General features: G+C 28.3%; 15 protein-coding genes, 1 tRNA gene and 1 other annotated feature. All 16 genes read left to right on the forward strand.

Annotated features, from left to right (window positions below; genetic code table 11):
- The first annotated feature begins 134 nt into the window (after nt 1–134).
- The gene (locus EV215_RS09450; protein ID WP_134113770.1) at nt 135–683 is read left to right on the forward strand and encodes a DUF1694 domain-containing protein; all 549 of its coding nucleotides are present in this window, start codon (nt 135–137) and stop codon (nt 681–683) included.
- Nucleotides 684–703: 20 nt separating this feature from the next.
- The gene (gene murA, locus EV215_RS09455) at nt 704–1,972 is read left to right on the forward strand and encodes a UDP-N-acetylglucosamine 1-carboxyvinyltransferase (RefSeq protein WP_134113771.1); all 1,269 of its coding nucleotides are present in this window, start codon (nt 704–706) and stop codon (nt 1,970–1,972) included.
- Entirely contained in the window at nt 1,972–2,676 is a 705-nt protein-coding gene (gene rlmB / locus EV215_RS09460) for a 23S rRNA (guanosine(2251)-2'-O)-methyltransferase RlmB (RefSeq protein WP_134113772.1), read from the forward strand. Before murA ends, rlmB begins: the two co-directional genes overlap by 1 nt.
- 15 nt (nt 2,677–2,691) lie before the next feature.
- Nucleotides 2,692–3,306, forward strand: a complete 615-nt coding sequence (locus EV215_RS09465) for a sigma-70 family RNA polymerase sigma factor (protein WP_134113773.1) — start codon at nt 2,692–2,694, stop codon at nt 3,304–3,306.
- Nucleotides 3,307–3,453: 147 nt separating this feature from the next.
- Complete coding sequence (gene leuS / locus EV215_RS09470; protein WP_134113774.1) at nt 3,454–6,069, forward strand: leucine--tRNA ligase; 2,616 nt, start codon at nt 3,454–3,456, stop codon at nt 6,067–6,069.
- A 137-nt stretch (nt 6,070–6,206) separates the two neighbouring features.
- Nucleotides 6,207–7,319 (forward strand): glutamate 5-kinase, encoded by a 1,113-nt coding sequence (gene proB / locus EV215_RS09475; protein WP_134113775.1) that lies wholly within the window; start codon nt 6,207–6,209, stop codon nt 7,317–7,319.
- Nucleotides 7,320–7,329: 10 nt separating this feature from the next.
- Complete coding sequence (locus tag EV215_RS09480) at nt 7,330–8,580, forward strand: glutamate-5-semialdehyde dehydrogenase (RefSeq protein WP_134113776.1); 1,251 nt, start codon at nt 7,330–7,332, stop codon at nt 8,578–8,580.
- A gap of 15 nt (nt 8,581–8,595) precedes the next feature.
- Nucleotides 8,596–9,414, forward strand: coding sequence for a pyrroline-5-carboxylate reductase (gene proC / locus EV215_RS09485; RefSeq protein WP_134113777.1), 819 nt, complete (start codon nt 8,596–8,598; stop codon nt 9,412–9,414).
- Between the two features lie 110 nt (nt 9,415–9,524).
- Nucleotides 9,525–9,677, forward strand: coding sequence for a 50S ribosomal protein L33 (rpmG, locus tag EV215_RS09490; RefSeq protein ID WP_134113778.1), 153 nt, complete (start codon nt 9,525–9,527; stop codon nt 9,675–9,677).
- 41 nt (nt 9,678–9,718) lie between these two features.
- Nucleotides 9,719–9,794, forward strand: a tRNA-Trp gene (locus EV215_RS09495).
- A 25-nt stretch (nt 9,795–9,819) separates the two neighbouring features.
- Nucleotides 9,820–10,014, forward strand: coding sequence for a preprotein translocase subunit SecE (gene secE, locus EV215_RS09500; RefSeq protein WP_134113779.1), 195 nt, complete (start codon nt 9,820–9,822; stop codon nt 10,012–10,014).
- 3 nt (nt 10,015–10,017) lie between these two features.
- Nucleotides 10,018–10,617 (forward strand): transcription termination/antitermination protein NusG, encoded by a 600-nt coding sequence (gene nusG, locus EV215_RS09505; RefSeq protein WP_134113780.1) that lies wholly within the window; start codon nt 10,018–10,020, stop codon nt 10,615–10,617.
- A 62-nt stretch (nt 10,618–10,679) separates the two neighbouring features.
- Nucleotides 10,680–11,105, forward strand: coding sequence for a 50S ribosomal protein L11 (gene rplK, locus EV215_RS09510; protein WP_134113781.1), 426 nt, complete (start codon nt 10,680–10,682; stop codon nt 11,103–11,105).
- 73 nt (nt 11,106–11,178) lie between these two features.
- The gene (rplA, locus tag EV215_RS09515) at nt 11,179–11,883 is read left to right on the forward strand and encodes a 50S ribosomal protein L1 (protein ID WP_134113782.1); all 705 of its coding nucleotides are present in this window, start codon (nt 11,179–11,181) and stop codon (nt 11,881–11,883) included.
- An 11-nt stretch (nt 11,884–11,894) separates the two neighbouring features.
- Nucleotides 11,895–12,036 (forward strand) — a sequence feature (ribosomal protein L10 leader region).
- 13 nt (nt 12,037–12,049) lie between these two features.
- Entirely contained in the window at nt 12,050–12,538 is a 489-nt protein-coding gene (gene rplJ, locus EV215_RS09520) for a 50S ribosomal protein L10 (RefSeq protein ID WP_134113810.1), read from the forward strand.
- A gap of 56 nt (nt 12,539–12,594) precedes the next feature.
- Nucleotides 12,595–12,960, forward strand: a complete 366-nt coding sequence (rplL, locus tag EV215_RS09525) for a 50S ribosomal protein L7/L12 (RefSeq protein WP_134113783.1) — start codon at nt 12,595–12,597, stop codon at nt 12,958–12,960.
- Nucleotides 12,961–13,111 lie beyond the last annotated feature (151 nt).

Consider the following 13,111-nt stretch of genomic DNA (forward strand, 5'->3'; position numbering starts at 1 on the left):
TTTATTTTTATAGAAAAGACTGATTTAGCAGTCTTTTTTTTATTATTTTTTAATAATCTATCACTATTGCAAATAAATAAAAATATGTTATAATAAAATTGTAAAATAATATATTGAATTAAAGAGGGGCTAGAATGCATAATGAATTAGAAGAAAGAAAAAAACAATTTTTAAAAACACAAAATGAAAAAAGTTTATATTTAGGTGAATACAAAGAGAGAGTTATTGCAGCATTAAAAAAAGATCAAATTTTAGAAGATGATGTATATCAAGAAATAATAGATGCAATAAATACCAAAGAAGCGTATATTTTAAAAATGAGCAGAGATTTAGAATTAAAAAAATTAAAACCATATATAGAAGCAGCAGAGAAAGCAAATATAAAATATCAACTTGTTGATGGAATTTCATATATAGGAGATATAGGATTAATAGTAGCAGCTAAAGATGCACTTGATGAAATAAAAGAAAATGTAGTTATTCGTGATATGGATCAAGATTTTATAGATGCAGGACTGGGTGAAGTTTTTAGTAAAAATAGAGGTAAAAAAATTTGTTTAGATTGTTATGAAGAAGTAGAAGAAAAACTTCCTCAATATTTAGATGAATTTAAAAAAATAAATTTTTTGGATAAATTAATAGGTATAAAATGTCCAATTTGTAAGATAAAAAATAAAAAATAGTGCTTAGGAGGAATTTTTTAATGGATGCATATAAAATTATTGGTGGAAGCAAATTGGAAGGAGTTTTAAATGTAAGTGGTTCAAAAAATGCAACATTACCAATTTTAGCAGCAACTCTTATTGCAGAAGGAGAATATATTTTAAAAAATGTACCAAGCTTAAAAGATGTACGTACAATGTTTAAATTATTAGAAAAATTAGGATTAGAAGTAGAAAAAATATCTAAAAATAGCTATAAAATAATAAATAACGGAATAAAAAATATCGAAGCAACTTATGATTTGGTAAAAACTATGAGAGCATCATTTTTGGTAATGGGACCTATGCTTAGTCATAGTCAAAAAGCAAAAGTATCTCTTCCTGGTGGCTGTGCAATAGGTACTAGACCAGTTGATTTACATTTAAAAGGATTTGAAGCTATAGGAGCAAAAATAGAAATATCACATGGATATGTAGAAGCAATATCAGAAGAATTAATAGGAAATAATGTGATTTTAGATTTTCCGAGTGTCGGGGCAACAGAAAATATAATTATGGCAGCAGTAAGAGCAAAAGGAATTACAGTAATTGAAAATGCAGCAAGAGAACCAGAGATAGATGATTTATGTAATTTTTTAAATAAAATGGGTGCTAAAATTAGAGGTATAGGTAGTAGTAGAATAGAAATAGAAGGTGTAGACAAATTAAAAGCGGTAGAATATAGTATTATTCCAGATAGAATAGAAGCAGGAACGTTTTTAGTACTATCAGCTCTTTCAAAAGGAAAAGTAGGAGTAACAGATTTTAAGATAGAACATCTTGAAGGATTTATATTAAAATTAGAAGAAATTGGATATAAATTAAATGAAAATAATGGAGTTTTTTATGTAAAAGGTGAAATAGAAAAACCAAAACCTATAAGAGTTCAAACTATGCCCTACCCGGGATTTCCAACAGACCTACAAGCACAATTAATGACTTTGTTATGTTTTTCAAATGGAACAAGCGAGATAAAAGAAACAATTTTTGAAAATAGATTTATGCATGTATCCGAGTTAAATAGAATGGGAGCAGATATAAAAATAGACGGGAATATTGCTATAATAAAAGGAAACATTAATTTTAGTGGCGCAGAAGTAATGGCTTCTGATTTAAGAGCAGGAGCTGCGTTAGTTATAGCAGGATTATTATCAGAAGGAGAAACTTTAGTTCAAAGAATTTATCATATAGATAGAGGATATGAGAAATTAGAAGAAAAATTAAAAAATATAGGTGCAAATATAGAAAGGGTAAAGGTAGATATAATATAATGAAAAAAATAATAGGGATAAATCCAGTAAGAGAGTTATTAATAAAAAGAACAAAACTTAATCATATTGAGATTTATAATGGATTAAATGAAAATACAAAAAATGAATTAATAGAATTAGCAAAAAAAAATAATACTAAAATAAAAAAAATAAATAAAAGATATGAAAATTCGCAAGGGGTTATAGCTTATATAGAAGATTATGATTATTATATTGATTTTTTAGAGTTAATAGAAAAGATGGCGAAAAAAGATAAAAGTATTATTTTATTATTAGATGGAGTGCAAGATCCGCGTAATCTAGGAGCAATAATTAGAAGTGCAGAAATTTTTGGAGTAGATGCGATTATTTTACCACAAAAAGGCGCAGTAAAAATAAATGAAACAGTAGTTAAAACTTCTACAGGTGCTATTGAATATGTCCCTATATCAGTAGTGAATAATTTATCGGAAGCAATTGATAATTTAAAAAAAATAGATTATATAGTTTATGGTGCTGATGGAAAAGGAGAGACTTTTTATCACGAAGAATCATATAAAGGGAAAATTGCACTAGTATTAGGCAGTGAAGGATTTGGAATGAGATTTAAAACACAAAAAAAATGCGATAAATTAATAAAAATTCCAATGAAAGGGAAAATTAATTCATTAAATGTTTCTGTAGCAACAGGGATTTTGTTATCAGAAATATCAAAAAATATATAATGGGGTGGCCTAAGTATGACTATTGTAAATGAAATTAGTGATGAATTAATAGAACAAGCTAAATATGGTGATGCTGAAGCAATAAATGAAATTTTTACACAATATAAAAATTTTGTTTTTTTGAAATCGAAAAATTACTTTTTAATGGGTGCTGATAAAGATGATTTGATTCAAGAAGGGATGATAGGATTATTAAAAGCTATAAGGGGATATGACAAAAATAAATTAGCTTCTTTTAAAACTTTTGCATCAATATGTATAAAAAGGCAACTAATTACAGCAATAAAAACAGCAAATTCTCAAAAAAATATAGTTCTTAATAATGCAGTAGGAATAATGGGGGAAAAAGAAGAAAATAGAGAAGTTAGCTATAATCGTGGATTAGAATCTTATATATCATATGATCCAGAAGAGTTGTTTTTAACAAAAGAACAAGTAGAAGGATTAAAAAATTACTTAAATGAAAATTTAAGTAATTTTGAAAAAGAAGTTTTTAGATATATGGTAATGGGACTTACATACAAAGATATAGCTGAAAAACTTAATAAAAAAGTAAAATCAGTAGATAATGCAATACAAAGAATAAAAAGAAAAAGTGAAATGTGGATAAAAAATTATAGAGAAAATTAATATTTTTTTAATTAAGACTTGGCAAATGTCAAGTCTTTAAATTATGTTTTTTTATAAAAAGTATAGGTCAAATAATACTTGTCTAAAAAAAATAATTATGATATATTGAATGGTATAAAAATTAATAAAATTAAGGAGTGAATATTGGTGAAGGAATATAATTTTAAAGAGATTGAAAAGAAATGGCAGAAAGATTGGGAAGAAAAAAATCTTTTTAAAACAGAAAATAAAGTAGAAGGAAAAGAAAACTACTATGTTTTAGAGATGTTACCTTACCCTTCAGGAAATCTTCATATGGGGCATGTAAGAAATTATACTATAGGAGATGTTATAGCAAGATATAAAAAAATGAAAGGGTTTAATATCCTTCATCCAATTGGTTGGGATTCTTTTGGATTGCCTGCTGAAAATGCAGCTATTCAAAATGGAGCACATCCAGAAAAATGGACAGCATCAAATATAGCAACAATGAAAAATCAATTAAAAAAATTAGGACTCTCTTATGACTGGGATAGAGAAATAGCGAGTTATAGAGATGATTATTATAAATGGAATCAATGGATATTTAAAAAAATGTATGAAAAAGGATTAGTTTATAAGAAAAAATCACTTGTAAATTGGTGTCCTGATTGTCAAACAGTACTTGCAAATGAACAAGTAGAAGATGGGAAATGTTGGAGACATAGTAAAACAGATGTAGTTCAAAAAGAATTAGAACAATGGTTTTTTAAAATAACAGATTATGCAGATGAATTATTAGAAGGGCATAAAGAATTAAAAGGTGGATGGCCAGATAAAGTTCTTACTATGCAAAAAAATTGGATAGGTAAATCATTTGGTACAGAAGTTAAGTTTAAATTAGAAAATAGTGATATAGAAATACCGGTGTTTACAACGAGAGCAGATACTTTATATGGTGTAACTTATTGTGTATTAGCACCAGAACATCCTTTAGTTAATGAACTTATATTAAAAGATAATCCAAGTATTAAAACAGAAGTTGAGAATATGATGAATCAAGATATGATTACTAGAACAGCTGAAGGAAAAGAAAAAAATGGAGTATTTACAGGAAAATATGTTATAAATCCTATAAATAATGAAAAAGTACCTTTATGGATAGGAGATTATGTACTTATGAATTATGGTACTGGAGCTGTAATGGCTGTTCCAGCACATGATGAAAGAGATTTTATGTTTGCTAAAAAATATAATCTTCCAATAAAAGTAGTAATAACTCCTATTGATAAAAAGACAAAAGAAAAAATAGACTTAAAAGCAGAAGAAATGGAAAATGCTTTTATTGATAAAGGTGTTTTAATTAATTCAGGTGAATTTAATGATCTTGATAATAAAATAGCTATTACTAAAATTGCGGAATATTTAGAAACTAATAATTTTGGTGAAAGAACAATTAAATATAGATTAAAAGATTGGGGAATTTCAAGACAAAGATATTGGGGAACACCTATTCCTGTATTATACTGTGAAAAGTGTGGAGAAGTATTAGAAAAAGATGAAAATTTACCGGTAAAACTTCCAGAAGATGTAAAGTTTACTGGAAATGGGAATCCAGTAGAAACTTCAGAAACATTTAAAAATGCTATTTGTCCAGTATGTGGAGGAAAAGCAAAACGAGAAACTGATACAATGGATACATTTGTAGATTCTTCTTGGTACTTTTTAAGATATACTGACCCTAAAAATGAAAATTTACCTTTTGAAAAAGAAATAGCTAATGGTTGGTCGCCGGTTGATCAATATATAGGTGGGATAGAACACGCAGTAATGCATTTATTATATGCAAGATTTTTTCATAAAGTTCTTAGAGATCTAGGACTTTTATCAACAAATGAACCATTTAAAAGATTGTTAACTCAAGGAATGGTACTTGGACCATCATATTATTCTAAAAATGAAAATAGATATTTGTATCCTAAAGAAGTTGAATTAAAAGGAGAAAAAGCTTATTCAAAAGAAACTGGTGAAGAACTTATAGTAAAAGTAGAAAAAATGTCAAAATCTAAAAATAATGGTGTTGATCCACTTCATATTATAAATGAATACGGTAGTGATACAGCAAGATTATTTAGTATGTTTGCAGCTCCACCAGAAAAAGAACTTGAATGGAATGAAAACGGTCTTGCAGGAGCAAATAGATTTTTATCAAGAATATGGAAATTAGTTATAGAAAATAAAAAACATTTTAATACAAAAGAAATAAATTATAGTAATATATCAAAAGTGGATAAAAAAGTATTAAGAAAATTACATCAAACAATAAAAAAAGTAACTGAAAGTATAGAAGATAACTATCATTTTAATACAGCTATAGCTGCTATAATGGAACTTTTAAATGATATACAAGATTATTCAGTAAATGTAATAAACAAAGAAGAATCATCAGAATCAAAAAAAATATTTACTGAATTATTACTAAAAACAGTATTACTACTTTCACCATTTGCACCACATATTACACAAGAACTTTGGAAGGAAATAGGAAAAATAACATATTTATTTGAAGAAAATTGGCCAGAATATATAGAAAAATTAACTGAAGAAGACGAAATGAATATAGCTGTTCAAGTAAATGGAAAACTAAGAGGAACTATATTAGTAGAAAAAGCTAATATTAATAATAAAGAACTTATAGAAAAAATGGCATTAGAAGTAGAAAATGTAAAAAAATATACAGAAGATAAAAATATAATAAAAATAATTGTTATTCCTGGGAAAATAGTAAACATAGTTGTAAAATAAAAAACGAGGCTGAAAAGTATAGTATAACTTTAATTAAAAAATCTTTATTTAAAGATTAATATTAAATTTATTATATTAAAATAAACTTTTCAGTCTCCTAATTTTTTTATTAATTTATTTATTAAAAGGGTGATGATTTGAGAAAAATAGCTGATGTTAAAAATATTGTAATAAAAATAGGCAGTTCTACTCTTACTTATGAAAATGGACATCTTAATTTAGTAAGAATAGAAAAGATAGTAAGATACATAGTAGAGCTTATGAATAGAGGATACAAAGTTACATTAGTTAGTTCTGGAGCTATTGGAGCTGGAATGGGAAAATTAGGATATAAAAATAGACCTAAAACTATTCCTGAAAAACAAGCACTTGCAGCAGTAGGACAAGTGGCGCTTATTCATCTCTATCAAAAATTTTTTTCAGAATATAGTAAAAATGTAGCTCAAGTTCTTTTAACTATGGATGATTTTAGTAATAGAGAAAGATATATAAATGCAAGAAATAGTATGAGAGTATTACTTGAAAAAGGAATAATACCAATAATTAATGAAAATGATGTAATTGTAATAGATGAGATAAAAGTAGGGGATAATGATAGTTTATCAGCGTATGTATCAGCCATTGTTGAAGCAGATTTACTAATAATTTTATCTGATATAGATGGACTTTATGATGATAATCCAAAAGAAAATAAAAGTGCAAAACTTATTAAAACGGTAGAAAAAATAGATGGGAATATAAAAAAACTAGCAAAAGGTGCAGGAAGTAAGTTTGGAACTGGAGGAATGGCAACAAAAATAAAAGCTGCAGAAATATGTACTAATTTTGGGATAGCTATGATAATAGCTCATGGAGAAAAACCATACAATCTAATTGATATAGTAGATGGAAAAGAGATAGGAACATATTTCAAATCAAAAGATAAAAAATTGAATCATAAAAAACATTGGATAAAGTATAGTAGTAAAAAAGAAGGAGTAATTTATATTGATAATGGTGCAGTAAAAGCTATAAAAAAACATAAGAGTTTATTAGCGATTGGAATAAAAAAGCTTGAAGGACATTTTGAAAAAGGAAGTAGTATTTTAATAAAAGATATGGAAAATAATGAAAAAGGAGTAGGACTCATAAATTATTCTTCAGAAGAATTAAGTAAAATAATAGGGAAAAAAAGTGATGAAATAGAAGAAATATTGGGATATAAAGATTATGATGAAGTAATACATATAGATAATATGTATATAGATTAAGGAGGTTACTATGAGTGATTATATTTTAAATCTTGGGAAAAAAGCAAAAAAAGCTTCAAAGATTTTAGCTACAATGAGTACAGAAATTAAAAATAATATTTTATATAATCTAGCAGAAGAATTATTAAAAAATGCAGAATATATAAAAAAAGAAAATAAAAAAGATTTAGAAGCTGGTCAAAAAAAAGGACTGTCAAAAGCATTTATAGATAGACTTACATTAACTGATGCTAGAATAAAGTCTATGGCAGAAGGAGTAAGACAGATAGCAGATTTTACAGATCCTATTGGGAAAATAGAAAAAGGATTTAAACATAAAAAAGGTATGAGCATAACCCAAGTAAGAGTACCACTTGGAGTTATTGCTATGATTTTTGAATCAAGACCAAATGTTACAATAGATGCAGGGGCTTTAGCTTTAAAATCAGGAAATTCAATAATTCTTAGAGGTGGAAGTGATGCTCTTTATTCAAATAAAGTATTAAAAGAAATATTTGTTAAAGCAGGAGAAAAGTATGGTCTTCCAGAAGGAGCTGTACAACTAGTGGAGAGAACAGAAAGAGAGCTTGTACAAGAACTTATAACATTAAATGAGTATATAGATGTAATAATTCCTAGAGGTGGAAAAGGGTTAAAAAAAGCTATACAAGCAAATGCGACTATTCCAATGATAGAAACTGGGGCAGGATTATGCCATTTATATATAGATGAGTTTGCAGATAAAGAAAAATCAATAAAAATTGCAGTAAATGCAAAAGCACAAAGACCAGGTGTATGTAATGCTATTGAAACTATTTTAATTAATAAAGACAAATTAGAAGAAGTATTGCCGGATTTAGAAAAAGCTTTAGTAGAAAAAAATGTTGAAATAAGAGCAGATGAACAAAGTATTAAATATTTGACTAAAGCAATAGAAGCAACAGAAGAAGATTGGGAAACAGAATATTTGGATTTGATTATATCAATAAAAACAGTAGAAAATTTGCAAGAAGCAATTGAGCATATAAATAAATATGGAAGTATGCATTCTGAATCAATAATTACTGAAAATTATAATAACGCAGAGAAATTTTTAAATGAAGTAGATGCTGCTGCGGTATATGTCAATACATCTACAAGATTTACAGATGGTGGCGAATATGGTTTTGGAGGAGAAATAGGTATAAGCACACAAAAGCTTCATGCAAGAGGGCCTATGGGGATAAATGAATTAACAAGTTTAAAATATATAATTAGAGGGAATGGACAAATTAGAGAATAGAAAGAAGGGGGAAAAATGAAAATAGCTATTATTGGTTGTGGAAATATGGGTGAAGCAATTTTAGCAGGGATAATTAATTCGAAATTAACTGCTAGGGAAAATATTTTTATATATGACAAAAACAAAGAAAAAGAACAATTAATAGGTCAAAAATATTTAATAAACTTCAAAAAAGAAGGAACTATTATAGACACGATCAAATATGCAGATTATATATTATTAGCAGTAAAGCCTAATATCATAGAAAATATTTTAGGTGATATAAAAACCATAATTGGAAATAAAATAATAATTAGTATAGCTGCAGGGGTACTAATATCAACAATAGAAAATGTTATAGGTAGTGATAAAAAAGTAGTAAGAGTTATGCCGAATACACCTGCACTTATAGGAATGGGAATGAGTTCTATATCTATAAATGCAAACATAACAAATGAAGAATTAGAAAAAACTAAAAAAATAATAAATAGTTTTGGAAAATCTGAAATTGTAGAAGAAAAGTTAATAGATACAGTAATAGCAGTGAGTGGAAGTGCTCCTGCTTATGTATATATGTTTATTGAAGCAATGGCGGATGGAGCAGTACTTCATGGTATGAATAGAGATATGGCATATAAATTTGCAGCACAAACAGTAATGGGAGCAGCAAAAATGATATTAGAAACAGGAGAACATCCAGGATTATTAAAAGATAAAGTGTGTTCGCCTGGAGGAACGACTATAGAAGCAGTAGCGGAATTAGAAAAAAAAGGATTAAGAAGTGCAGTAATATCAGCAATGGAAAAATGTGTAGAAAAATCTAAAAAAATGAGTAAAAAAAACATTGACAAATAAAATCAAATGTGGTATTATACTTTGCGACTTGACGTTTAAAGTCAATATACCACACCAAATTATATGGTATGGGAGGAAAAACAGAATTCCGATTTAAATGGAGGTGTAAAATGAGAGTAAATGTATTATTAGAATGTACAGAATGCAAAAGAAGAAACTATAGTGTAAGTAAAAACAAAAAAAACACACCAGAAAGATTAGAACTTAAAAAATATTGTAAATTTGACAAAAAAGCTACAGTACATAAAGAAGTTAAAAAATAAAAAAATTGACAAAGTTTTACTAAAATAAATTGAAAGCATGCAGGTCAATGGCTCAATTGGTAGAGCATCGGTCTCCAAAACCGAGGGTTGGGGGTTCGAGTCCCTCTTGACCTGCCATTTTAAATTAAAAGGTGGCGTGTGTATGGCTTCTATAAGAAAAACTTTTAAAGAAATAAATGATGAAATAAAAAAGGTACGATGGCCTAAAACAGAAGAAATAGCAAATGCTACTTTATTAGTGGCTATAATAAGTGTTTTTGTTAGTATTTACATAGGTGTTTTTGATTTAGCATTTTCGAAATTTATTGAAAAGCTATCTACCATTTTTGGAGGATAAGTAATGGAAATTAATGGTTTAAAATTTGAAAAAAAATGGTATATTATCCATACATATTCTGGTTACGAAAAAAAAGTTAAAACAGATCTTGAAAAAAGAATAGAAACTTTAAATCTTTCGGATAAAGTTTTTAGAATAATCGTGCCAGAAGAGGAAAGCGTAGAGATGAGAAGAGGTAAGAAAAAAGTTGTCTCTAGAAAAATATTTCCTGGATATGTAATGGTAGAGATGTTAGCTGAAAAAGAAGAGAATAACGAAGGAATTGGATACAGAGTAGATAGTGATGCATGGTACGTTATTCGAAATACAAATGGAGTAACTGGATTTGTTGGAGTTGGAGCAGAACCTATTCCTATGGAAGATGATGAAGTACATAAATTATTTGCAATGATAGGGTTAGAAACAGAGAAAAAAAGCGAACCTAAAATAAATTTAGATTACGACATTGATGATGTTGTGAGAATAATTGAAGGAAGTTTTGAAGGTAGTGAAGGCAAAGTATCTAATATTGACTTCGATCACAAAAAAGTAAAAGTAATGATAGATATATTTGGAAGAATGACTCCAGTAGAAGTAGAGTTTGATGGAGTTGAAAAGGTTTAATACCTTTTTGTGGGAGAGAAATCATTATTACCACGAATATTACGGAGGTGTAAAAATATAAAATGGCAAAAGAAGTAGTAGGAAAAATAAAATTACAATTACAAGCTGGGAAAGCGAATCCAGCACCACCTGTAGGGCCTGCTTTAGGACAACACGGTGTTAATATAATGGAATTCTGTAAAGCGTTTAATGCTAAAACACAAGATAAAATGGGATTTGTAATTCCTGTAGAAATTAGTGTGTACAAAGATAGAAGTTTTAGCTTTGTATTAAAAACTCCACCAGCATCAGATTTAATAAAAAAAGCTGCTGGTATATCAAAAGGAGCTTCGAATTCTATAACTGAAAAAGCTGGAACAATATCAAAAGCTAAATTACAAGAAATAGCAGAAACAAAAATGCCTGACTTAAATGCTGCTGATTTAGAATCTGCTATGAGAATGATAGCTGGTTCATGTAGAAGTATGGGAGTAAAAATAGAAGACTAATTGCTTATATTATAGATGAAAGATGTGAATTTAGTGGTAGGATAAATCCGTTTAACCACAAAAGGAGGAAAGAATGGCGAAAAAAAGAGGTAAAAAATATTTAGAAATAGCAAAATTAGTTGATAAAACTAAATTATATACAGCTAATGAAGCTTTAGAATTGGTAACGAAAACAAGAACTGCTAAATTTGTGGAAACAGTTGAAGTTGCATTAAGATTAGGGGTAGACCCTAGACATGCTGATCAACAAGTGAGGGGTACTGTTGTACTACCTCATGGAACAGGTAAAATTGTAAAAATTTTAGCAATAACTCAAGGTGAAAACATTGATAAAGCTTTAGAAGCAGGAGCAGATTATGCGGGAGCAGATGAATATATTGCAAAAATTCAACAAGGGTGGTTTGACTTTGATATAGTTATAGCTACTCCAGATATGATGCCTAAATTAGGTAGACTAGGAAGAATATTAGGAACTAAAGGTTTAATGCCTAATCCTAAATCTGGAACAGTAACTGCAGATATAGCTACAGCTGTTCAAGAATTTAAAAAAGGAAAATTAGCATTTAGAGTAGATAAATTAGGTTCTATTCATGTACCAATTGGTAAAGCTGATTTTGAAGTAGCTAAATTAGAAGAAAATTTTAAAGCATTTATGGCAGAAATAAATAGATTAAAACCTTCAGCATCTAAAGGGCAATACTTAAGAACAGTTGCTGTATCATTAACTATGGGACCAGGAATAAAAATTGATCCAATAGTTTTATCAAAAGAGTTATAAAATTTTATATTTAAAATATAAAAACTAAGCCAAAGACAGTAGGGGTGTAAACTTAAAAATCCTACCGAGGTTAAGGTTTATAAGATAGACCGAACCTTAATTACTTGCAACCTTCGTCTTTTGTCTTTGGGACGGAGGTTTTTTATTAAGAGGAGGTGAAATGGGAATGGCAAATGATGCTAAAAAACAAATAGTTGCTGAATTAGCAGAAAAAATCAAAGCTTCTCAAGCAGTTATAATGGTTGATTATAAAGGCTTATCAGCTGTAGAAGCAGATCAATTAAGAAAACAAACTAGAGAAGCTGGTGTTGATTATTTTGTAGCTAAAAACAGATTATTTAAATTAGCTTTAAAAGAAGCTGGAATAGAAGCTGATTTTGAAGAAGAACTAAATGGTACTACTGCTTTCGCATTAGGGGAAGATCCAGTATCGCCAGCTAAAGTTATCTATGAGTTTGGAAAAACTAAAGGTGATTTTTTCAATATTAAAGCTGGTTTAGTTGAAGGTAAAAAAGCAGATGTAGCTACAATAGAAGCTTTAGCAAAACTACCTTCAAGAGAACAACTACTTTCTATGGTATTAAATGGAATGTTAGGTCCAGTAAGAAAACTTGCTTATGCATTCAATGCAATAGCAGACACAAAAGAAGCTTAATAGCTTAATTATAGTATAAATAAAAAAATAAAATATTTAAGGAGGAATAATTAAAAATGGCATTTAACAAAGAAGAATTTATAAAAGATTTAGAAGCAATGTCTGTATTAGAATTAAAAGAATTAGTAGAAGCATTAGAAGAGCACTTTGGTGTAACTGCATCTGCACCAGTAGCAGTAGCAGGAGCAGTAGCAGGAGAAGCTGCAGCAGAAAAAACTGAATTTGACGTAGTTTTAGTTGAAGCAGGAGCTAAAAAAATCAACGTAATCAAAGCAGTTAGAGGAATAACTGGATTAGGCTTAAAAGAAGCTAAAGAATTAGTAGAAGCTGGTGGAACAATTAAAGAAGCTGTTTCTAAAGATGAAGCTGAAGAAGTTAAAAAACAATTAGAAGAAGCAGGAGCAAAAGTAGAAGTTAAATAATCATGCTAAAATAACAGAATAAGGCACTTCTTTAGGAGTGCCTTATTAGTCTTATTTTAATAATTATTTAATAATTGGTGAGATTTGTTTATTTTATACACAAATTTTATTAATTATTAAATGTAAATACTATATGAGGGGTGAGAATCTT

Source organism: Hypnocyclicus thermotrophus, assembly GCF_004365575.1.
Taxonomy (GTDB): domain Bacteria; phylum Fusobacteriota; class Fusobacteriia; order Fusobacteriales; family Fusobacteriaceae; genus Hypnocyclicus; species Hypnocyclicus thermotrophus.

Bases quoted from the DNA above. Each gene is read 5' to 3' on its own strand.
- rlmB (WP_134113772.1), top strand. From the start codon at position 1,972: ATGAAAAAAATAATAGGGATAAATCCAGTAAGAGAGTTATTAATAAAA.
- rplA (WP_134113782.1), top strand. From the start codon at position 11,179: ATGGCGAAAAAAAGAGGTAAAAAATATTTAGAAATAGCAAAATTAGTT.
- nusG (WP_134113780.1), top strand. From the start codon at position 10,018: ATGGAAATTAATGGTTTAAAATTTGAAAAAAAATGGTATATTATCCAT.
- EV215_RS09465 (WP_134113773.1), top strand. From the start codon at position 2,692: ATGACTATTGTAAATGAAATTAGTGATGAATTAATAGAACAAGCTAAA.
- rplK (WP_134113781.1), top strand. From the start codon at position 10,680: ATGGCAAAAGAAGTAGTAGGAAAAATAAAATTACAATTACAAGCTGGG.
- secE (WP_134113779.1), top strand. From the start codon at position 9,820: ATGGCTTCTATAAGAAAAACTTTTAAAGAAATAAATGATGAAATAAAA.
- proC (WP_134113777.1), top strand. From the start codon at position 8,596: ATGAAAATAGCTATTATTGGTTGTGGAAATATGGGTGAAGCAATTTTA.
- rplL (WP_134113783.1), top strand. From the start codon at position 12,595: ATGGCATTTAACAAAGAAGAATTTATAAAAGATTTAGAAGCAATGTCT.
- murA (WP_134113771.1), top strand. From the start codon at position 704: ATGGATGCATATAAAATTATTGGTGGAAGCAAATTGGAAGGAGTTTTA.
- rpmG (WP_134113778.1), top strand. From the start codon at position 9,525: ATGAGAGTAAATGTATTATTAGAATGTACAGAATGCAAAAGAAGAAAC.
- rplJ (WP_134113810.1), top strand. From the start codon at position 12,050: ATGGCAAATGATGCTAAAAAACAAATAGTTGCTGAATTAGCAGAAAAA.
- EV215_RS09450 (WP_134113770.1), top strand. From the start codon at position 135: ATGCATAATGAATTAGAAGAAAGAAAAAAACAATTTTTAAAAACACAA.
- EV215_RS09480 (WP_134113776.1), top strand. From the start codon at position 7,330: ATGAGTGATTATATTTTAAATCTTGGGAAAAAAGCAAAAAAAGCTTCA.